The following is a 21144-nucleotide window of genomic DNA, read 5'->3' on the forward strand; positions in this document are numbered from 1 at the left end:
CCATAAAACTATAATTATTACTATATGTCAAAACTATCCTCCGCTACTTTTGGCAGATCTTCTTTTTCAAGCTGGTACTGATACCTAACCCCGGAACTCTCGTTTTGACACATAAGCTTGGCCTGTTCCATTACGATTTCTACAGCCTTTGGTGTTTTGTCCGGAGGATAACCATAGCGCTTAAGCAGCCTCTTTATAATCATTTTCATCTTTGCTTGAACGCTGGCACGTATAGACCAGTCAATGCTTATGTTCTTACGTATTGCTTCAGTCAAGTCCCTGGCTATTTGCTTGAGGATATCGTCACCCATAACCTCTTTTGCAGACTCATTTTCAGCGAGGGCATCGTAAAATGCCAGTTCATCTTCAGTAAGGCCTGTGTTTTCTCCACGCTTATGTGCTTCATTAATTTCCTTTGCAAGCTGTATAAGCTCCAGAATAACCTGAGTGGTTTCTATTGTGCGATTCTGGTACTTTCTGATGGCATTCTCCAATAGTTCTGAAAATTTTCTGGACTGAACTAGGTTCCGTTTTGAGAATGTCTTAATTTTGCCCTTAAGTAATCTATTAAGAAGTTCGACAGCAAGGTTACGCTGTTTCATGTTACGCACTTCTTCCAGGAACTCATCTGAGAGTATAGCAATATTCGGCTTGTTTAGCCCAACGGCATCCAAGACATCGATAACCTCATTGCTGGATATTGATTTGGAAACAAGTTGGTTAAGTTGTGCTTCAATTTCTGCAGCAGTTTTCTTCCTGGAATTTTCGGGTATAAGCTTGATAATACCGGATTTAACCGCTTTATGGAAACCTACCTCAAGATTCAATTTCTCAGCAATATCAGTAGTCGCGCAAAGGGAGTAAGCTCTTGACAGCTCACTGACCAGCTTAAGATAATCGTTTTTGCGCTCCTCGCGCAATCCGATGATGTAGTCGATTGTTTCAACAATGGCAGACATTCTTTCGGAAGCAGAGCCGGTAAAGAACTTCTGATAATCATGACCATGAAGTAATTCCTTAATCAGTTCATACTTTTCAACAAGGACTGCCGCTGCCACTTCAGTGTCAACACCAGTCTTTTCCCTGTCGCTTTCGGTATAATCATTGAGTGCATTCTTAAGATTTTCGGCAATGCCGATGTAGTCTACAATCAATCCTCCCTGCTTCTCTTTGAATACACGGTTAACGCGGGCGATAGCCTGCATAAGATTGTGTCCCTGCATGGGTTTGTCGATATACATGGTGTGCATGCTGGGCACATCAAAGCCTGTCAGCCACATGTCTCGCACAATGACCAGCTTCAGTTCATCCTTGTTGTCCTTCATTCGTTTGGCGATACGCTCCCTGGTAGCTTTGGTACCAATGAAAGGCTGCCATTCCTTTGGGTCGGAAGAACTTCCGGTCATGACCACCTTGATAACACCTTTGTCAATATCGTCTGAATGCCATTCGGGACGCAGTTCAACAATGGCTTTATATAAGTCAATTGCAATTCTACGTGACATAACCACGATCATACCCTTGCCCACTTCTGTTTCCTGTGCGGCAAGGCGCTTTTCAAAGTGCTCCACGATGTCTTTGGCAATGGCTTTAACCCGTTGCTCGGCGCCAACGATGGCTTCAAGTCTTGACCATTTGGTCTTAAGCTTTTCTTTCTGGGTATATTCCTGATATTCGGTGATTTCTTCGTATTCATCGTCAATAACAGGCTTAAGCTCATCGGGCAGTTCCAGCTTCGCTATCCGGCTTTCATAGAATATGCGTACCGTTGTTCCATCCTCAACAGCCCTGGTCATATCGTAAATGTCGATATAATCGCCAAAAACTGCTCTGGTATCCTTGTCAGCAAGAGATATGGGTGTACCGGTAAATCCAATGAAAGACGCATTTGGAAGGGCATCACGCATATATTTTGCATAACCGTATTTTACATCAGCTTCTGTATCACCCTTAACAATTTCCGCCCTGAATCCGTATTGGCTTCGATGCGCTTCGTCAGCTATTACAATTACATTTTCCCGGTCTGTTAAAACTGGCACGCTGTCTCCTTTTTCTTCAGGAGCAAATTTGTGTATGGTTGTAAAGATAATGCCTCCAGATTCCCTTGTCAGGAGCTTTCGAAGATCCGCTCTGTCCTGAGCCTGAACCGGTTCTTGGCGCAATAAATCTTTTGATTTAGCAAAGGTGGAAAACAGTTGGTCGTCAAGGTCGTTACGATCAGTAATCACTACGATTGTAGGGTTGTTAAGTTCTTTTGACAAAACAAGCTTGCCAACATAGAAGACCATGGAAAGACTTTTACCACTTCCCTGGGTATGCCAAACAACACCGATTTTACGATCCCCTTCAGTGATGGCAGCTCTTATTGTACTCTCAACCGCCTTGTTAACAGCATGATACTGGTGGTAACCGGCAAGAATTTTATATGTGTCCTTCCCGTCAGTCTGGAACAGTATAAAGTTCTTAATGATATCAAGAAGGCGTTCCTTATCAAACATACCTTTGATCAGGACTTCAAGCTGTGGGCGGCTTAAAGGTGCTATTTCATCCCCATCAATCGTCCTCCACATCATGAACCGGTCTTCATCAGCAGTGATTGTGCCTGCTCTTGCATTAACTCCATCGGATATAACTGCAAAAGCATTATAAGTAAATAAAGATGGAATGGTGCTTATATAATTCTGGATCTGATTATATGCATCGGATATTTCTACATCCTCATTGGCCAAATTTTTCAGTTCGATAACTACAAGGGGGATACCATTTACAAACACCACCACATCAGGACGCTTTTCAACTCTGTTTTCAATCACAGTAAACTGGTTAACAGCTAAAAAATCATTGTTCTCTGCTTTCTCAAAATCAAAAATCCTGACCTGTTTACTTACTATCCTGCCATCATTAGCTCTGAAGGTAGCATTCACTCCATCAGTGACCATCTTCTGAAAAAGATGATTATTGTCTATCAGAGCAGGATTAAGAGGTACAAGTATTTGATGCAGAGCGTCATCAAGAGCTTCCTGCGGTAAATCAGGATTTATGCGCTTTAAAGCATCTTTAAGACGTTCTTCCAGAATAACATCTGAATAATCAGAACGTTCAGGATAATCCCCACCAGGCGAGATATCAGGCGCAAAAATGGTTTCATAACCAAGTTCCTCAAACCATTCCAATGCAGCCTGCTCCAATTCATCCTCATATATATTATGGCTCGGCATAAGGTTTCCCCCTTTCTATCGCATCAAACTCATACAACCTCTTCCACTGGCACTCTTATTTCACCGCTAATTAACTTAGGGAGTAGAGTGTCGCGAATAGCAATCAAGATCTGACTCTCATTTGCATTTCTATGTATTTGGTCTGAAATGCTTTCCATAAGCATATCGAATGATGACATGGTTTTTTCATCAGGAACAATAATCTTATATTTAATAACATGTGTTACCTTTATGCTCGGTTGAACTGATCCTATATTATACGATAATAAATCTCCTTTACTGTACTGTAAGTATTGATATAAGTAACAGGGTGAAATACCGTTACTTCGAAACGCAACTACATTTTGAGCTATACAACCTTTATTTCCATAAAACATCTTCATTTCGGCTATACTTCCTACTGTAGAAATCAAGATATCAAGATGTTTTGGATGTCCGCTTCTAAACCAACTATCATAAATTTCTTTTTCCACATATTTCGTGCAATTACTATAATCAATTACTCTTGATTCTCCAGATAATGCTCTTACATCAATTATAGGATATTCAGTCTTAACATCTGATAATGGCGGTGTTTTACCTCGATTGTCTACAATTTCAACAAAATCCCCAAGCATACCTACCTTCCACCCTTTTGGTATCGGGCCAATTTCGCTTTCTTCAAACTCTCCATCCCTAAACGGCTCAAAATCCACAAACCAGGACTTAAATATTGCCTGTGCCATCTCTTCAAGGGTTTTGTTGATTTGGTTGTTAAGCTCGATCATGTCGTCAAGTGCCGATAGTGTGGCGGCGATGGCTTTTTGCTCGTGAAGGGGAGGAAGCATTATTTTATGTGATTGTAACACATCCTGCTGAACTCTTTGCCTACCCGAAGTTCCAGTCATAGACTGTATAGCTTTATTCCTAAAATCTGGAGATATAGCTAAATAATAAACAAACATATCATCAGTAATTTTTTCTTTTTTTCTCATTACTATAAATTCAGTTGAGCCAAATGCCACTTCATTGTCATCCAAAATGTTTACATAAGCGGTTTTACCATTCTCTAGACATGGTGTAATCCGAGCAAATAATGTATCACCATTTCGAAATTTACTACCTCCTGTAAATTTGGAGAGTTCATAATTCGCAATTTTCCTTGTAAATGGTTCTAGTTGTTCCATAGCAATCTTTTTTGCGATTTCTCCCTTTTTTAATGACTCACTTGGATTAAATGATATAACCTCACCAATCCTTACCTCTCTCCAATCACTAAAACTCACACACCATCACCTCCGCTGCTCTTTTTCTTACCTGTCAGCATTTTTGCCGTCTTGTCTATGCTCTCCAAAAAGTGCCTTTCCACCGCTGAAAGCTCGTTTTTGGTCCGTTCCTTATATTTTTCATACTCTTCTATCGCCTTTTGAGTAGCTTGCTGATGACTGATTCTTCCTGCATGAGTCAGAATCTCATTGTCACTCATTTTGAGAAACTCATCCAGTTTTTTTACCCAGTCAACCATGTACATTGGTTTTCTGCGCATTGCCTGAAGCTCGGCAAATTCGATATAAGCATTGACAATGCGGTTAAGTATCGCCAGTTCATCTTCTGTAAGGTAGTTTTTTGCAATCAAAGCTTCCGTTTTAGTTGGCTTTGAACCTGTAAAATTGGTCATTCCCATAAAAGGCTTATTGCCATCTGCTCTCAAATATACAATTTCAGCCGCTGTATGTCCATGAGCTGCCCAGTGCATTTTATTCTGAACCGTTTGAAAAAACTGCTGTGAAATTGCCGCATCGGGTGAATAGTCAATACTGGTTGCATAGATGTCTAAAATCTTCCGATAAAATACTTTCTCACTGGAGCGGATATCCCGGATACGCTCCAATAATTCCTCAAAATAATTACCGCCGCCTGCTCTTTTGAGCAGATCATCATTCATCGCAAAACCTTTTATTATGTATTCCTTTAATCTTTGGGTAGCCCAAATTCTGAATTGCGTACCTCTGTGGGACTTGACACGGTAGCCTACGGAGATTATGACATCCAGATTATAATAGTCCACATTATAGGTTTTTCCGTCTGCAGCAGTTGTTGCAAAATTTGCAACAACTGATTTTTCGTCCAACTCACCTTCAGAAAAAATATTCTTGATGTGACGTGAAATAACAGACTTATCTCGTTGAAACAGCTCCGCCATCTGATTCAATGAAAGCCAAACTGTTTCGTCCTCCATTCTTACTTCAATTTTCGTTTTCCCATCTTCAGTCTGGTACATTAAAAATTCAGTATTATCGTTAAAAGTCATAACCGATTGCCCCCAGTCTTTTGCGGATTTCGTCTTCCAAAGACTTACGCTTTGCAAACATCTCTGCAAGTTCTCCGGTCAGCCTGGTCATCTTTTCATCGAAAGGCTCCCCGTCATCAGCTTTTTCCTCAATCCCCACATACCTACCGGGAGTAAGAATATATTCATGGGAGCGAACTTCATCCAGAGTGGCAGATTTGCAAAATCCCTTGATATCCTCGTACCCTTCACCTTTTTTCCACCTATGGTAGGTGTCGGCTATATATTTTATCTCAGTTTCATAGTCTAGTTCTCTGTGCTTGCGGTCAATCATTGTCCCCATCTTACGGGCATCTATAAAAAGGATTTCGTTGCTGCGATCCCGGCCATCGGATTTTTTGTTTCTTGTCAGGAACCACAGGCAAGCAGGAATGGTGACATTGTAGAAAAGATTGGGCGGCAGAGTGATGATACAGTCCACCAACTTGTCCTCGATAATGTTCTTTCTTATTTCGGCTTCACTTGTTGTATTGGTGGACATGGCACCGTTGGCCATGACAAAGCCTGCTACCCCGTTCGGTGAAAGCTTGGAAATTATATGCTGTATCCAGGCATAGTTAGCATTTCCTGCCGGTGGCATGCCATACTTCCAGCGAACGTCATCAACAAGCCTGTTAGCTCCCCAGTCCTTGATGTTAAAGGGGGGATTTGCAAGTATATAATCCGCCTTCAGCATCTTATGAAGGTCATTGGAAAATGTATCTGCATCCCTTTCTCCGAGATTTCCGTCAATTCCTCGAATAGCAAGGTTCATCTTGCATAGACGCCATGTGGTAGCGGTATACTCCTGCCCAAATATATGGATATCATCCTTTCTTCCGCTATGCTCTTCAACAAATCTCTGGCTCTGCACAAACATACCACCGGACCCGCAACAGGGGTCATACACCCTGCCTTTATATGGTTCTATCATTTCAACAAGCAATTTTACAATTGAGGGCGGAGTATAGAATTCACCTTCCGAAGAGCCAAACTTACCAAGGAAATATTCATAAACCCTGCCAAGAACATCCTGTGCCCTTGCTTCTTTATCGCCAACTTTGAAGGAAAACAGGTCAATAAGCTCGCCGAGCTTGGTTTTGTCTATCTCCGGGCGGGCATAGTTTTTAGGAAGCACTCCTTTAAGAGAGGCGTTTTCCTTTTCAATCGCTATCATTGCTTCATCAATAATCTGTCCAATCGTTGGCTGTTTTGCATTTGCTTTTATATAATCCCAACGGGCCTCTTTCGGTACGTAAAAAACATTCACCTCAGTATAAGCATCTATATCTTCCTCAAAGCCTTCTCCTTCTGCAACCAGTTCATTATATCTCTCTTCAAAAGCATCGGAGATGTATTTAAGGAAAATGAGTCCCAGTACCACATGCTTATATTCCGATGCTTCAATGTTGCCGCGTAGTTTATCGGCCATTTCCCATAGATTATTTTCAAAGCCCAAATTCACCGTTGCCATATTTTATATAACCTCCTCATCAAACACTTGCTTTATCCAAAAAATACTTATTAAAATCTTTGTAGATCTGTATTCCTTGATTTTCACTTCTGGCAGTACCATAGCAATTCATATATGGGCTCCCTTTTTTATGTACAACTGAAATTCTTCGTTCTCTATTGACTGAATCGTTTCCCAGACACATCAGCCCACCATCGTAATCCAATACAGCGACCTCATTCTCTTTCATATTAGTATCAGTACAAACCAATACAAAGTAATGTTTTCGATTTTGCTCAAGAAAGTCCTTAAGTATATCCATTTCTTTTTTTGTAAACAGTACATCCCACTTTCTTGTGCTTTTTCTATCGCTAAATTTGCATATGGTTGAGTATTTGATATACACTTTGTAATCGCCAAGATTTGTACTGAACTTTACTATTTTACTTTTCTCTCCTGCCTCAAACAAAGCTGGTGAAATACCGTTAGAAATAAGGTAGGATAAAAACGCCCCACAGAAATAATCGATTTTCTTAACCATTACCATCGACTCCTTACACTAACCTATTATAAATTTTCTCTTTCTCTTCTTGGAAACGTTTCTCAGCTTTAGCCACTGTTTCTCTGAACAATGCAGCTTCCTTTGCATACTTGTCAGCTAACTCTTTCTGCTCTTCCATACTAAGTAGCGGTATTTCCATTTCAGCAATGTCCACATGATTTATATTTACAACGGTTGTCCCTCGTTGAAAGCTTTTTATGAGCGCTATTCCCACTGGACTTTCAAAGAATATCCTGAGATAATCACTTAAAATCCTATGATTTGGTCTTATAACAATAACATTAGCTGAAGCAATAACAATACCTTTCTGTTTGCGAAATACACCTGTTTTAATAGCTGTCCCCCTGCAAGATAGGACTATATCTCCGTCCATCAATTCATAGCGTTTGATTTTTCGCTCTTCTTCTTCAATACTGTCCATCTCAGAATAATCAATTCCGGTATCGGTAATGTTTGAGATATTCAGTACCTTAATATTCCCGGGCTTCACATCTTTTTTTAAGATTGATTTCCCCCTAAAGACTTCAGCGACTTCATGTAGTTTTACTCTTTCAAGTGTTGATGACTTATACTTTTTGATATTCTCGTCATCATCTTCAAGTATAAGTTCAATACGCCAATCCTCATGATTGGAAAATTCTTTGCTCCCCACCACTTTCGCTTTATCGATATATAGGCCGTTATCATAACCTAAATAACCTACGTTCACACTTTCTTTTTTCACAACACCTATTCTGAGCATATAGGTCTTTATACTGGTATATGGCCTAAAAGTACCTTCAGGAAGACTGTAAATGTCTTCTAATTGATAATTGGTCATAATATGCTCGCGCAGCTTGGCTTCTGAACTGCTTGAAAATGTTATCCTTGCTGGTAGCACAGTCACGAGTGTGCCTTTTTCCGATAATTGTCCAAGCAAATTTTGTGTTGCTATAATATCTGGTCTTGAAGACATGAATTTGTCGTTTAAAGATTCAATTTTCCCACTAAAATCAGGTAGGGAATAAATAAAGTCAAAACGTGTACCAATGAGAAGTTCCTGGTATATAGATTGATTAAGTATGCTGACATTCTTGTATCCTTCAAATCCAAGCTTAAGCATCATAAACATTAGTGCACTTGATGTGGTAAATGTTATGTTGCTTGACTTATGTTTATCCACAAAATTCTTAAGACCTAAAAGGCTTTTTTCTGCTTCGGTAATAAGGATCGTCTGAGCTTTTGCTTCATCTGCCAAGCGACAAATGTATTCCGTTAAATAAACCGGAGAAAATATCTGTCCAAAGCGGTCATTTTGATAAAGTTTAAGAGTGAACTCAATAAGATCTACATTATGAGCAACTTTATAAATTGAATTAAAAAAATCCTTGTCTCCAGGAAAGTATCCCAGTATTGTATTTTCTGTAGACTGCTTCATTAATTCAAAAAGCTGATATTCATCCTGAATGGATTTTTTCTGAGATTTCATTGCTTTCGCTGTAAGTTTAACACGCAGCATTTCGTTTAATAATTGCTCTCTGGAGGTTATACCGCGAATGGTAAACAGATTAATAAAGTAATCTATTGCTGTATTCACGTTTTTCCTCCTTCCTATTAATAATTGAGAATCTCTCACTAATAGTAGTGTATCAACAAAACTTTAGTATGTCAATACTAAAGTTATATATTTGCATTTTTATAGTCTACAATTCATGAAAACCATGATAAACGGACACAGAATGAATTAATACTTTACATCCATCCTGTCTCCTCAACCCCTATCAAAAATGCCCGTTATCTAATCTGTCAACTCAACCCTACCAATTTTTGAGTTCAAATTTTACCCCAAAATACCTCGTCGATATGTTACCATGTACGTATTCTAGCCCTTTAGCTCGAGTAGACAACTTGGATGTAATTTCGGAAACCCGCTTAAATAAAGGCTTACAGTTTTGTAATCAATACGACACTCTCCACATGCAACGAGCCGGCTGGTTTGATGTCTTTTACATTGTCGGTAGTCGGAAACAAGTCAAAGGCACTTTTTGCACTATCGGTAGGCGGGAACATATCAACACCTTAATAAAATCTTATGAAAAACTTATTGTTTCCCGATACTATTGTATACAGCTAATGCATCGGTAATATTATATTGTTCAGAATAGATATCTCCTTTTGCACCAGCTGTAATCAATATATATTCTTGGTGACCCACTTTTGCAAGACTCGCAAGACACAGACCAGCTTCATCGGTATATCCAGTTTTCCCTCCTAATATTTCTCCACCAATAATGTTTTGATTGCTGAGTTTTTCAAACATGGTATTGTTAAAGGTTATCCCTCCAGGGTGCTTATTCGTGGGTTGTGTGGAATGACGTGGCGAAGTAAAAATTTCCCTGAAAGTATCATTTTGCAAAGCATAGCTTAGAAGAACAGCCAGATCTTTCACTGTTGTGTAGTGGTTTTCATTGTGAAGTCCGGTGCTATTTTCAAAATGAGTGTTGTCCATCCCTAGATCTTTCGCTTTTTGATTCATCATAGCTACAAAGTCCTGCTCCGAACCAGCAATATGATCCGCAAGCCCAATACAAGCTTCTGCACCACTTGGAAGCATCACCCCGTATAAAAGGTCAATAGCCCTTACCTTCTCACCTGGCTGGAAACCGGCCATAGAAGCATTAGCACTGTAAAGACCATTAAAGGTATAGTGGGTAAGTTGTATTTCAGGTATAGTGGGTAAGTTGTATTTCTTTCTGCAAATTTGTCAAATTTTCTATAGCAACAATAGCTGTCATCATTTTAGTCAATGAAGCAGGATAGATCTTTTCTTCGCTATTTTTTTGCATCAGAGTGGTTTGATCTTTTAAACGGATCAAAATCGCATTAGTACTGTTCAGATTATCGGGAGATATAGAAATAGAGGAATCGGATTCTATATCTGAAGAGGGAATAGGCGTTGTTTTATCGACATATTCTTTCTCAAACTCATGTTGATTTCCTGGAATAATGATGATTTTGAAAACAAAAGCAAAAACAACAACTATCAATAAAAATATTACAAATTCGCGTATTCCTGACTTTTTCTTTTTAATTTTTCGCACCATAATAAATACCTCCTTATTCTGCGTGAAAATATTAAACCACAGAACAAGAAGCTATGTTGGAATTCAATCTTATGAATTTCTTAAGATTTTCTTAAGACGGAAGCTTTACTGTAAATGTAGTATTTTCTGTGTTGCTTTCCACAGAGATTGTCCCATCGTGAGCGTTGACAATTTCTTTGGCGATGGCCAAACCCAGCCCTGCTCCACCGGTGTTTGTGGAGCGAGAGGAATCTAACCGGTAAAATTTTTCAAAAATGGTTTCAAGTTTTGCCTGCGGGATTGGGTTTCCCTGATTAGTAAAAGTTATTACAATATATTTGTCCTGCTGTTTAGCAGAAATGTCAATGACACTATTTTCATAGCTATATGCTATCGCATTTTTCAAAATGTTATTGAACACACGGGCTAGTTTGTCTGCATCTCCCCATAGAGTAAGCCCTTCAGGCACATTGACTGACACCTGCTTTCGCTGTGGAGTCAGTATTGGATAGAATTCATCCGCCATCTGCTGGAGCATGAACAATAAATTTATTTTTTCTTTATTCAAAACAATAGTTTGAAGATTGAATCTTGTGATCTCAAAAAACTCATTGATAAGCTGTTCTAATCGATAAGATTTTTCCAAGGTAATACCGACATATTTTGTCTTCTGCTTGGGAGGCATATCTGGAGCTTCATTCAGAAGACTCAAATATCCTATTATAGATGTCAGAGGTGTCTTTATATCATGAGCCAAGTATACTACCAAATCATTTTTGCGCTGCTCGGCATCAAGTGCAGCTTTCTTTTGTTTTTCCAAATTACTTTTTATCTGATTAAGCTTATTTTCCATAAAATCCAATTCTGGTGATAATGTAATTTCATCATCGGATTCCTCCGTAAGTTTATCCATTCCGGTGCTGATTTCATCAAAATATTTTGTGAACCAAGAAATAGAAAATCGAAAAAGAATAACCAAAAATATTAGAGTTACAATAAAAAGAATCGTTTCCATATTGTTACGAAACACCAGCTGATAGATTGTGTATGCATCCGAATAATTAAAATGAAAAACGTTGACTAGAAACCAAACGATACGATCTCCGACCTGGCCACGAAGGATATTGCGCAATAGATAAACAGTCACAGCGGCAGTAACTGTAATCAAAAGCATTTGAAGAAATATTTTCCTTTTCAATTTCCAATAATCATTTTTTCTATTACTTTTCAATTTTATAGCCAACCCCCCAAACCGTTTTGATGTATTTGGGATGTTGCGCGTCATCGCCCATTTTTTCTCTTAAATGTCGAATATGAACCATTACCGTATTATTGCTGTTACTAAAGTACTTGTCTCCCCATACCTCGCGAAACAATTCTTCAGAGCTTACCACTCGTCCTCGATTGGAACAAAGAACCCAAAGAATTGAAAACTCTGTAGGAGTGAGAGATAGCTTTTTTTCATTCAGTGTACATTCATGGCTCTTTTTGTCCAGTACTAATCCGGAAAAGGCAATCAAGTGTTCTTCCTGGTTTTTCTCTGGAGAATTATATTTGGTAAATCTACGGAGCTGCGCCTTTACACGAGCAACTAATTCCAAAGGACGGAATGGTTTAGTGATATAGTCGTCAGCACCTAATGTCAGCCCGGTAATCTTATCGATTTCTTCTTCTTTGGCTGTCAGCATGATAACCGGAAAATTATGCTTTTCCCTAATTTTCCGACAGAGAGTAAAACCATCAATGTCTGGTAGCATAACATCAAGTATCGCAAGCTCCAACTGTTTCGACTCAACACATCGAAACGCATCTTGACCGTTATAAAACTTGTATACTGTAAAACCTTCGTTTTTTAGATAAACTTCAATTAAATCTGCTATTGCTTGTTCATCGTCAACAACTAAAATATTGATACTCATAAATTTTATCCCTTCTTCCTACTTGCCAATTGTCTTTTTATACCTCTGCTGATTAGATGAGGTCTTTTCAATAGCCTTTATATTACCCTCCATTTTATTTACATAGTTTAAAAATAAAGTCCCAAGCAGAAGCCGATCTTTTCTAGGTATTCTGTTCCATACGTAACCCTTGAACAGATCTTTAACAAGAAAGACTTCACCTTCATTCAAGTTTTCAGTTTCCTTAATAGCTTCTTCCAGTAACTCATTAGCATCACTCATGTTGTCATCTCCTTATCAATAACAATATCAACAACATTGTTGATATTATTATAAGTGTATTCACAGTCAAAGTCAATCCGTAAATAAGAAAAGCCACCAATCAAGGAAGTAACACCCCTCAATTGGTCGCCATTTCTGCTATCCTATATCTCAATATCTATTTCAATTCCAGACTTGAATTCAACAGTGAGTTTTTCATCAAATACCGTAACTTTCTCAATAAGCCGCCTTACCAACTACCCATCATATTCCTACAACTCACATGACTGTTCACTCAAGAAATCTGTTCCTCTGTATGATTTTTTTACTTTTCTCTCATTTGTTCTATATATGCACTTTGTAAAATTGCCATATGAATGATATCATGCCATGCTCCATCACGGAAAATAGCTTCGCGTGATCTTCCTTCTTGCTGAAAGCCTAGTTTCTCATATAATTTTATTGCTCTGCTATTAAAAGAAAAAACTCTTAGTGATATTCTGTGCAAGTTCATCTCCAGAAATCCGTAATCAAGAAGTAACTTCATTGCCTCTGATCCATATCCTTTCCCCCAGGCTTCTTTTTCTCCAATATCAATTATACATTCTGCATTACGATTTTTAGGATCAATATTTATTAACGAAGTAATTCCAATTGGCTTTTTAGATTGTTTCTCAAGTATAATGTAGCATTTTGAAGAGCAGGATCCTAAGATTATTTGATTAACAAATTCTTCTGTTTCTTCAATACGGTAAACATCTAACAACGGAGAAGTAGTTTGCATAACATCTATATCATTTCTCCATTTATGATAAATCTCTGTATCTTGGGCAGTCATTTTTCGTAAAATGATTCTCTTAGTTTGAAATAACATAAAAACACTCCTTCATATTATTTAATTGGCCTAAGCATATTTTCTAATGTAAAAATTAAAATATCAATTTGATCATTTACCCTTGTCAACTCCAAACTTAAATTAAATGTATCTATCATTAATCCATCAAAAAATGAAACCATATATAGAGCTATCAATTCTGATGACTTGCAAGGATGGAATTGCTTTTTCTTAATTCCTTTATCTATAAAATCCCTGATTGCGGTTATCAACTTCTTATATCTCTCTGTAATATAAGAGCTACTTGACTTGTTAGATTCTCGGTGTTTTATTAAAAAGAACTCACTTTTACAGAGTAAAAATTCATTGTTAGACGATATAATATGTTGTTGAAATCTGATCCAATCTATGAGTTGCTTCCAAGAAGAAGTGTAGTCATCATCAATATTAATAAAAGTAATATCTTTTTCATCGTCTAACTTAAGAAGTTCCTCAAATACATGCTCAATATTATTGAAGTACGAATACAAAGCGCCTCTTGAAATACCCGCCTCAACAATAATGTCCTGCATGGTCGCTTGAATATAACCTTTTTTTATAAATACCCTCTTGGCAGCTTCAAGTATTTTTTGTTTTTTATTTATCTTATAATTATCGTTTACCCTAGGAGACATGATAGTTTCCTCCAAAATTTCTTTATAACCAAAAACGACATTAATGTCGTTTTGATTATAAACAACATTTACGCCTATGTCAATATAATATTTTTGTTGTTCAGAGACTAGTAAAACAATTCACTTGCAAATTATTCTTTAACTTTTATATAAGTTTCAACACCTGATTTGAATTCAACGGTGAGTTTATCATCAAATACCGTAACTTTTTCAATAAGCCTTCTAACAATCTGCTCATCATATTCCTCCAGCTCATAGGACTGTTCATTCAAGAAGTCTGTCATTTCAGCTATTCGCTGCTTCTTCCTTCACGCTCTGCATTTTTAACCAGCGCATTTTGCTTCTGCTCCCGCAATCGGTAATCCAATTATGTCTCCTGTAGTTATTTATAATAGTATAAGTACTCTTCCCCTACTGGCGGCTATCTTAATACGAGCTTATAGGTTTACTTCTATTTCTAACCCTGACTTAAACTTTACCACTAGTCTGTCATTATATACAGTTGCCTTTTCAATTAGTTTTCTAACCAGTTTATCATCAAATTCCGTAATACCACCGGTTTGCATATTAAGGAAGTCCGTCATCTCAGCAATCCGATCCCGCTTATCTTGGCGGAGAGCGTTTCTCGAAAGAGTTTCTTGCCTTAGATCACGTAGTCGGTAAATCTCATTGACAATATTATCGTATTCTTCCTTTGAATTTGCTTTTTGGATCAACTCGGTTTGGAGTTCTTCCAGCCTTTTATCAATATCTGCTGTACTCTCATCCAAATCCTCGCTTAATACGGTTTCAATATTCTTCTTCAGTATGGCCAGAAAAGAGTTTTTTCCGCTGACCGCTACATTGATGGCTTCTACAATTTTCTCTTTAAGCGTATCTTCAAGTATAGTGGAAGCGGTACAAAACAAACCGGTGTTTTCCAATCTACTAATGCATCTCCATACGATTGATTTCTTCCCTCGATTATTCCAATGTACCCTGCGGAATATTTCATGGCACAGTTTGAAACTGCGATTTTTCGCGCGTGACCCCCCGCCCGTTTCCGGGATGAAAAGTGGTAGAGATTTAGACCCCCCTACCCTATAAACTGCAGAAAATCTCAAAAGTTAAGCAGTTCTTTGAATTTCGTGAGATTTTTTGCATCTATTTAAAGCCGTTTTTCGGCATTGTTTTCAAACGAGGTATTTGCCCCTGTTAAAAAAAAAGTGAGTGTTTTTTTACTTGTCAGTCAAACGAACAATCTGACAATTGGCCATCATTCTGTCCAATAAAGTCTGGCAAAGATGCTTATCCTCAGCTGCATCTATCCATGCTGACAGTTCACGATTGGTTATAAAAATAATGCTTCTGGTTTCATTAAGAAAGGTAACTGCCCGGTAGAAAACCTGCAGTTCTGCCCTGGTTGGTTCCACATAAAAGACATCATCAATAATAATTAAGTCACATTCCTGCATATAAGAAAAGATCGCTTCTGCTTTTGGATTTGTGGCTTTCTTTTCTGCCACTGCGATAAAATTATCAAAAGGCGCATAATAGGTTTTATGTCCATTATCGATCGCTGTTTCTCCAAGATGAACTGCAAGACTAGTTTTACCTGTCCCGCATTTACCAAGCAGAATAACGTTTTGTTCTTCATTGAGCCACATCAGATGGTATAATTGTTTTATCTGCCATTCCAAACCTTTGTTTAAATTCGATAATTCAAATACCTTGTTGGGAAGTTTGCTTGCCCTTCTTAGCTTGATCTGTTTTTGTCTGGCTCGTATCTCTAGTTCTTTATGTAATATCATCTGAAGATAATCTAGGTTGGACAGCTTCTCATCATTCAAATCAATATATCCCCTTGCGATATTCCAAAGGTTGAGCTTTTGGGCCAATTCACGGATTTCTGTTATATCAGCCATCGATTTCCCTCCTTATTTCTTTACTCCTCGCCAAATGATTAAAATACTGCTGATTCGGCAAAAACTTCTTAGCTATATGCTCTCCGTACTGATACATGAGATAAGCCAAAAGCTCATAGGCACTGCAGCGTTCAGTATCAATGCAGTATTCTATTCCATCAAGCAATTGTCCAATTGTATAAAACCTTGTCATCCGGTATAATCGAATGCAATGTGTATTAAAATATTTCGACTGTTGCTGCTCCATCCGGCGAATGAATTCCTGAGCTATTTCGTATTCTGCAAAATATTGTTTTATGATGGTTAAAGAAACCCTGTCTCTGCTGTAATTTTCTTCTGGTTTGAACAACTGCCCGGTATCTTCTGTGACTGGATATTTAGCCAATAAATCATTTGTTTCAGCATCATAGAACAAAAGCATTTCACCATCATCTTCAATGCGAATGCGTTTATAAGCATCCATCATACCTGTATTAATCAGATAACGGTTGCCTTTATAATTTACAACTCCATCCTTATCAAAGGAGGCAACAGTGCTTGATACTTCGGAATAAGGTTTGACATGGAGCAGGTATTTTTGCTCTTCCATGAACATTTCACGCGGCACTTTTCTGGTCACAGTATGTATTCGCCCGTTGCCTTCCCTATCTAACCATGCAAGGGCAGCACTGTTAAGGCAATCAATTCCGGTGTATATCCTGCCCTCAAGAAAACTTTGCTTTATGTATCCAATCACCTCTTCAACCTTGCCTTTACTTTGAGGATCTCTTGGTCTACATAGCGAAACATTGTAACCTATACGCTTAACATATTCTTCAAAGGCGGGTACGAATATGATATTCCCCAGATTTTCACTGACTACATAGACACGGTCAAGGTCATAAAGAATAGTCTGCGTTCTTCCTCCAAAATATTGGAATGCATAGTTATGAGCTTTAATGGCCGTTTTGGTTATAAAGGGATCCGGTGAAAAATAAACAAATTTCATTCTGCTATAACTCAGAACCATGCAAAAGAAATATATTCGTACAATTCGCCCGTACATATCCTTAAGTTTGTATTGACCAAAATCCGCCTGCGCTTCATATCCCGGTGGAGAAATTTCACGGGGTGAGGTTTTACGTTTACTGGCATGCGGATACCCGTGCTGTTCCCTTAAGGCTTTCATATAGCGGTAGAATGTAGCTCGTTTAACTTGTAGATCAGGGAAGGCCTCCACCAATTTGAGATAGATGTTTGTATCCCTCATTTGTGGACAAATTTTCAAATGTTCCAGTATGTACTGACGGTAGTTATCCATGTGGTACCTTTCCTTTTCAGCTTCCCTTACATAATCTTCTTTGCTCATATTCCAGTATTTGCTGACAGAAGAATAGGTTATCCCCAGTGCTTTTGCGGTTTTTGTCTGAGCAAGTCCAAGTGCTTTGTACTCCTGGATTTTTCGGTATTGCTCGATTCCAATCATTATTGGTTTCCTCCTTTGGTTTGTGTGTTATTGAAGTCATAATACCTATATTAGTTCAAGCATAGGCATCACCTCCTTACCTCCTTGTTAGGAGTCAATAAATTAAACATTATAAAATAAAAACACCCATTTGGGTGTTCTTGATAAAGTATGTCAATATTGTCATTAATTTTAATTTTACAATTATGCTACTAACAGAAATTTATTTCTTATTTTCTGTACTTGATAAACTAATTTTTCCAATTAGTGCCATCGGATTACGTAATTATTAGCTTAATATTCAACAATAAGCTATTCCGATTTCAATATTTTCGCTATCATACCATCAATGCAGTCGTCTTCATCAAGGCAAAACACATTCTTCGCTCTACGTTCCGGCTTGCCTTTTCCCCACCACTGACACAAATCCTCGGAACGGGTACCGGACATTATAAAAGAGTTCAGCACAATTTTCTTATCACCGCTTGAGGGCTGGAGGCGCGCTTCAAGTTCTTTAATAGTGGCATGGAACTCTATCTTGGGATCATCCCATTGCAAATGCCGCAATCCTTTTGGGTCGATAAAGGAAATATATTGCACATCGGGCGTATCAATCCATAACACATAGTCCGGATAAAAATTGCCTGCTTCGAAGAACCCCATTCCTACCTTGCTCTTGTTGCGGAGCAAGTATAGCTTTTTACCCTCGAAAATTGCAGCATTTGCATCTACATATGCCTTAAGTTTATCAACAAACCGTTTCTCGTCTTCATTCAGACTGACCGGTGATACAGTCAGTTTCAAACCACCCGCTCTCAGACAGATGAGCGGTGTGTAGAGGTGATGCCGGAAATCAAAAGCTATCAGTGAATTGCTAAGTATACCTTTTTCATAAGTTGGTATACCGCTATGCTGATTAAGCAGAGCCTTCAAATCCTCAACAAACTGCTCCACTGTCCCGGCGGTTGGATCACCGTCGTAGGCATCATAATACGAAAGTTTATATTCAGCAACAAAGTTTCCATCTCTGTCACTCAATTCCTGGTATTCAAGGAACCTGTCCTCCCACTTTGCTTTTTCGTATTTGTAGAACTTATCAATATAACATTTCAGCACCATAATGGCTAAGTCAGTTACAAGAACAAGCTTTTCCATACTGTCAAGTTCGAGGTGCTTCTTCGGAATGATAAGCAAATACCAACCGTCAGTTTTTAAAATATCCTTGATACCATCTTTAGTGATAGAGATATTATAATAAAACTTCTCGTTCTTATAGGTTTCAAGTTCGTCAAGAATGCGGTCATAATCGATGAATGGTATATACTGCTTACCAATTGTATGTTCTTCGGGGATAGATTCAATCTGCATGCTGAATGTAGATTCAATTGCCTGCACTTTTGAACGGCAATCAAGTATCACCTTGTTCTTGTTTAAATAACGCAAAAATTCCTCGTTCGGTTTACCGAGTAAAAGTCTTGCAGCTTGATTTTTAAAGTTTACACCCTCTTTAACTTTGATGACCCGCAATTTTCTGTGCTCATCGGGATTATACCGGCTTAATACAGGAAGCGTGTACTCGTGCGGCCTTTCGTTGGCAGGCATATCCTCCATTTCTAGATACCTTTTAAAGTCTTCCATGTACTGGGCTTTTATTCCGAATATAGTCAGCGTTTCAAGCAGCTCAATATATTTCGGTATGATAACAGAGCTATCATCCAATCTGTGACTGCGTTTTAAACAACTACCGTAGCCACGCAGGCGAACTCCACGCCCAAAAAGCTGGATGGCTTGTGAGCCTTCGCCTTTAGCAAAGTTAATAAGCCCCATCGTAGAAACACGCCACGAGTTCCAGCCTTCGGTAAACTTGCGTGAACCAATGAGAGTATTTATGTTCGAATTTCGTTCGTTGATGTTGTGGAAAAGGGATTCAGAAACAAACTCCTCTGTTCCGGTGGTAATACCTTTTGCCTCGCAGTTTTTAATTAAGCCTGCCGTGTCGCCAATGCTTACCACACCAAAATATTCGCCGTCGGAACCAATTCGGAGTGCAATTTCTCCTTGTACCTGACGCAAGTTTATGACGTGCAGGCGTGGGGAGTCAGATGTGGTATCGCTGTTGAAAACAAGGCGGAGAATATCCTTATAAACATCTTCAGCTTTAGGAGTTCCTCCGAACAAAGAATTTAGAGCGTTGAAGTTTTGTGAAAAGAGTTCCCGGCCGGCGCTGTCGGTTAGTCCGGTGTCACCACTTAACACAGTGTCGATTCGGTTTATGGTTTGCTCCTTGCGGTTGACAAACTTATCAATAAAGTCCAATACTTCCTCAACATCGGTCATTTCTGCGACGGATGTTTTTGCCGTTACACGATTGCCCACAAAAACAAGTAGAGGCTTTTCAATTCGAAAAGGTGCGTACTCCTTGCCTTTTTCACAAAACAACTTCAATTGCTGATAAAATGACAACAAGCAGCCTACGAGGTATAACTGCCTCTGTTCCTCTTCAATACTGTCCCGCAAGTTATAAATGCGGTATTCCTTGCCGTATCCGTCTTCATAAAAGTACTTGTAAGAGTAATCAATTATAATTGAACGAAAATATTCATCAAGGCGTTCTTTCCATTCTTTCTGAGAAATATTGCTTGGTTTGTTCGATTTCATCGCCTGCTTTAATGTTGCAGAGTATTCAAAGGCAAATCCGCCATCCGCAGAAAGTCGTGAGCGGTAATCATACCACACATCTCCCGCGAGGCCGCGGTGTGCTTCGTCCACAAGCACGAGGTTGTTCTGCTCGAAGCTGTCAACTGAAACGGTTTTGACTTTACCTTCCTCTTTCAGCTTGTTCATGTCAATAACAATAACATCAGCGGTTGTGCCAAAGCCGCCCTTTGAGAAAGGCTCTGCGGATATGTCCGATAGTTTCAACTCCTCCAAATGCTGGTTTGACATTCCCTCGTTCGGCGCAAGGACAATAATTTTGTTAATGTCCAAGCGCGGGTTGGTCAGCTTCGCCCTTTTCAGGTAATAGCGAAACTGCAGGATGTTTATGTGCATAATCAGTGTTTTGCCGCTGCCGGTGGCGCACATAAATGCCAATTTATTCATATTCTCCGGTGAAAAAGGCTCAATATCAATAGCACCGAAACTTTCTACCTTAACCTTTTCGATAAAAGCGTTCAAATCAGCTGCAAAGGCTTCTTTGTCGGTAAAATAGCGGTCAAGATATATTTCGGTGAACAGGCATGCTATATACTGAAAATATTTTAGCTTGATACCGCCGCGTTTTTCGCCAATTTTTTTGACATAGCGGCAAATACGCTCATCATATTCCCGCAGAGTATCCCGGCTAATTTTTGCGTCTGCGCCCTGGCGCATCAACAGTAAATCCAGTTCACCCCAGAAGTATGTATTCTGGTTTTCGTCAAAGCCTTCGTATTCAGAACTGTTCATTTTGCCAGCAAGGTCAGCAAGGCTGTCTTTGCCAAACAGGTTGAGGAAATAGCGAAATAAAACTAACTGGGCGCTCCA

15 protein-coding genes and 4 pseudogenes are annotated in these 21144 nt (G+C 38.8%); all 19 read right to left on the bottom strand.

Annotated elements, in window-relative coordinates:
• Positions 1-20: 20 nt before the first annotated feature.
• Positions 21-3218, bottom strand: coding sequence for a type I restriction endonuclease subunit R (locus tag CLOCL_RS17755; RefSeq protein ID WP_014256617.1), 3198 nt, complete (start codon positions 3216-3218; stop codon positions 21-23).
• Positions 3219-3247: 29 nt separating this feature from the next.
• Positions 3248-4483 carry a restriction endonuclease subunit S gene (locus tag CLOCL_RS17760; protein WP_014256618.1) on the bottom strand — a complete coding sequence of 412 codons (1236 nt, stop codon included), beginning with the start codon at positions 4481-4483 and terminating at the stop codon, positions 3248-3250.
• Positions 4480-5508: a virulence RhuM family protein gene (locus CLOCL_RS17765; protein WP_014256619.1), complete on the bottom strand. Its 1029-nt coding sequence runs from the start codon at positions 5506-5508 to the stop codon at positions 4480-4482. Before CLOCL_RS17765 ends, CLOCL_RS17760 begins: the two co-directional genes overlap by 4 nt.
• Positions 5498-7000: a type I restriction-modification system subunit M gene (locus tag CLOCL_RS17770; protein WP_014256620.1), complete on the bottom strand. Its 1503-nt coding sequence runs from the start codon at positions 6998-7000 to the stop codon at positions 5498-5500. Before CLOCL_RS17770 ends, CLOCL_RS17765 begins: the two co-directional genes overlap by 11 nt.
• A 19-nt stretch (positions 7001-7019) precedes the next feature.
• Positions 7020-7520, bottom strand: a complete 501-nt coding sequence (locus CLOCL_RS17775) for a hypothetical protein (protein ID WP_014256621.1) — start codon at positions 7518-7520, stop codon at positions 7020-7022.
• 13 nt (positions 7521-7533) lie between these two features.
• Entirely contained in the window at positions 7534-9117 is a 1584-nt protein-coding gene (locus tag CLOCL_RS17780) for a restriction endonuclease subunit S (RefSeq protein WP_014256622.1), read from the bottom strand.
• A 347-nt stretch (positions 9118-9464) separates the two neighbouring features.
• Complete coding sequence (locus CLOCL_RS23595) at positions 9465-9590, bottom strand: hypothetical protein (RefSeq protein ID WP_014256623.1); 126 nt, start codon at positions 9588-9590, stop codon at positions 9465-9467.
• Between the two features lie 31 nt (positions 9591-9621).
• A pseudogene (locus tag CLOCL_RS17785) lies at positions 9622-10624 on the bottom strand (D-alanyl-D-alanine carboxypeptidase family protein).
• Between the two features lie 91 nt (positions 10625-10715).
• Entirely contained in the window at positions 10716-11846 is a 1131-nt protein-coding gene (vanS, locus tag CLOCL_RS17790) for a vancomycin resistance histidine kinase VanS (protein WP_420805116.1), read from the bottom strand.
• The gene (vanR, locus tag CLOCL_RS17795; protein WP_014256625.1) at positions 11824-12522 is read right to left on the bottom strand and encodes a VanR-ABDEGLN family response regulator transcription factor; all 699 of its coding nucleotides are present in this window, start codon (positions 12520-12522) and stop codon (positions 11824-11826) included. Before vanR ends, vanS begins: the two co-directional genes overlap by 23 nt.
• Positions 12523-12540: 18 nt before the next feature.
• Positions 12541-12783 (bottom strand): single-stranded DNA-binding protein, encoded by a 243-nt coding sequence (locus tag CLOCL_RS17800; protein WP_014256626.1) that lies wholly within the window; start codon positions 12781-12783, stop codon positions 12541-12543.
• 143 nt (positions 12784-12926) lie between these two features.
• Positions 12927-13019 (bottom strand): annotated as a pseudogene (locus CLOCL_RS23865) (resolvase); the annotation flags it as partial.
• A 68-nt stretch (positions 13020-13087) separates the two neighbouring features.
• Positions 13088-13636: a GNAT family N-acetyltransferase gene (locus tag CLOCL_RS17805; RefSeq protein WP_014256627.1), complete on the bottom strand. Its 549-nt coding sequence runs from the start codon at positions 13634-13636 to the stop codon at positions 13088-13090.
• A gap of 17 nt (positions 13637-13653) precedes the next feature.
• Positions 13654-14271 carry a TetR/AcrR family transcriptional regulator gene (locus tag CLOCL_RS17810; RefSeq protein WP_014256628.1) on the bottom strand — a complete coding sequence of 206 codons (618 nt, stop codon included), beginning with the start codon at positions 14269-14271 and terminating at the stop codon, positions 13654-13656.
• Between the two features lie 131 nt (positions 14272-14402).
• A pseudogene (locus CLOCL_RS17815) lies at positions 14403-14632 on the bottom strand (recombinase family protein); the annotation flags it as partial.
• A gap of 76 nt (positions 14633-14708) precedes the next feature.
• A pseudogene (locus CLOCL_RS17820) lies at positions 14709-15269 on the bottom strand (recombinase family protein); the annotation flags it as partial.
• 219 nt (positions 15270-15488) lie between these two features.
• Positions 15489-16175: an ATP-binding protein gene (locus CLOCL_RS17825; RefSeq protein WP_014256629.1), complete on the bottom strand. Its 687-nt coding sequence runs from the start codon at positions 16173-16175 to the stop codon at positions 15489-15491.
• Positions 16168-17640 (bottom strand): IS21 family transposase, encoded by a 1473-nt coding sequence (gene istA / locus CLOCL_RS17830; RefSeq protein ID WP_014256630.1) that lies wholly within the window; start codon positions 17638-17640, stop codon positions 16168-16170. The genes CLOCL_RS17825 and istA overlap by 8 nt, the downstream gene beginning before the upstream one ends.
• Positions 17641-17931: 291 nt before the next feature.
• Positions 17932-20991 (bottom strand): DEAD/DEAH box helicase family protein, encoded by a 3060-nt coding sequence (locus CLOCL_RS17835; RefSeq protein ID WP_245532812.1) that lies wholly within the window; start codon positions 20989-20991, stop codon positions 17932-17934.
• Between the last annotated feature and the right edge of the window lie 153 nt (positions 20992-21144).

The sequence above is a fragment of the Acetivibrio clariflavus DSM 19732 genome, from assembly GCF_000237085.1.
Taxonomy (GTDB): domain Bacteria; phylum Bacillota; class Clostridia; order Acetivibrionales; family Acetivibrionaceae; genus Acetivibrio; species Acetivibrio clariflavus.

Coding starts and splice junctions, on each gene's coding strand:
- CLOCL_RS17755 (WP_014256617.1), bottom strand. CDS start 3,218: ATGCCGAGCCATAATATATATGAGGATGAATTGGAGCAGGCTGCATTG.
- CLOCL_RS17765 (WP_014256619.1), bottom strand. CDS start 5,508: ATGACTTTTAACGATAATACTGAATTTTTAATGTACCAGACTGAAGAT.
- CLOCL_RS17770 (WP_014256620.1), bottom strand. CDS start 7,000: ATGGCAACGGTGAATTTGGGCTTTGAAAATAATCTATGGGAAATGGCC.
- CLOCL_RS17775 (WP_014256621.1), bottom strand. CDS start 7,520: ATGGTTAAGAAAATCGATTATTTCTGTGGGGCGTTTTTATCCTACCTT.
- CLOCL_RS23595 (WP_014256623.1), bottom strand. CDS start 9,590: ATGTTCCCGCCTACCGATAGTGCAAAAAGTGCCTTTGACTTGTTTCCG.
- vanR (WP_014256625.1), bottom strand. CDS start 12,522: ATGAGTATCAATATTTTAGTTGTTGACGATGAACAAGCAATAGCAGAT.
- CLOCL_RS17800 (WP_014256626.1), bottom strand. CDS start 12,783: ATGAGTGATGCTAATGAGTTACTGGAAGAAGCTATTAAGGAAACTGAA.
- CLOCL_RS17805 (WP_014256627.1), bottom strand. CDS start 13,636: ATGTTATTTCAAACTAAGAGAATCATTTTACGAAAAATGACTGCCCAA.
- CLOCL_RS17810 (WP_014256628.1), bottom strand. CDS start 14,271: ATGTCTCCTAGGGTAAACGATAATTATAAGATAAATAAAAAACAAAAA.
- CLOCL_RS17825 (WP_014256629.1), bottom strand. CDS start 16,175: ATGGCTGATATAACAGAAATCCGTGAATTGGCCCAAAAGCTCAACCTT.
- istA (WP_014256630.1), bottom strand. CDS start 17,640: ATGATTGGAATCGAGCAATACCGAAAAATCCAGGAGTACAAAGCACTT.
- CLOCL_RS17835 (WP_245532812.1), bottom strand. CDS start 20,991: ATGCGCCAGGGCGCAGACGCAAAAATTAGCCGGGATACTCTGCGGGAA.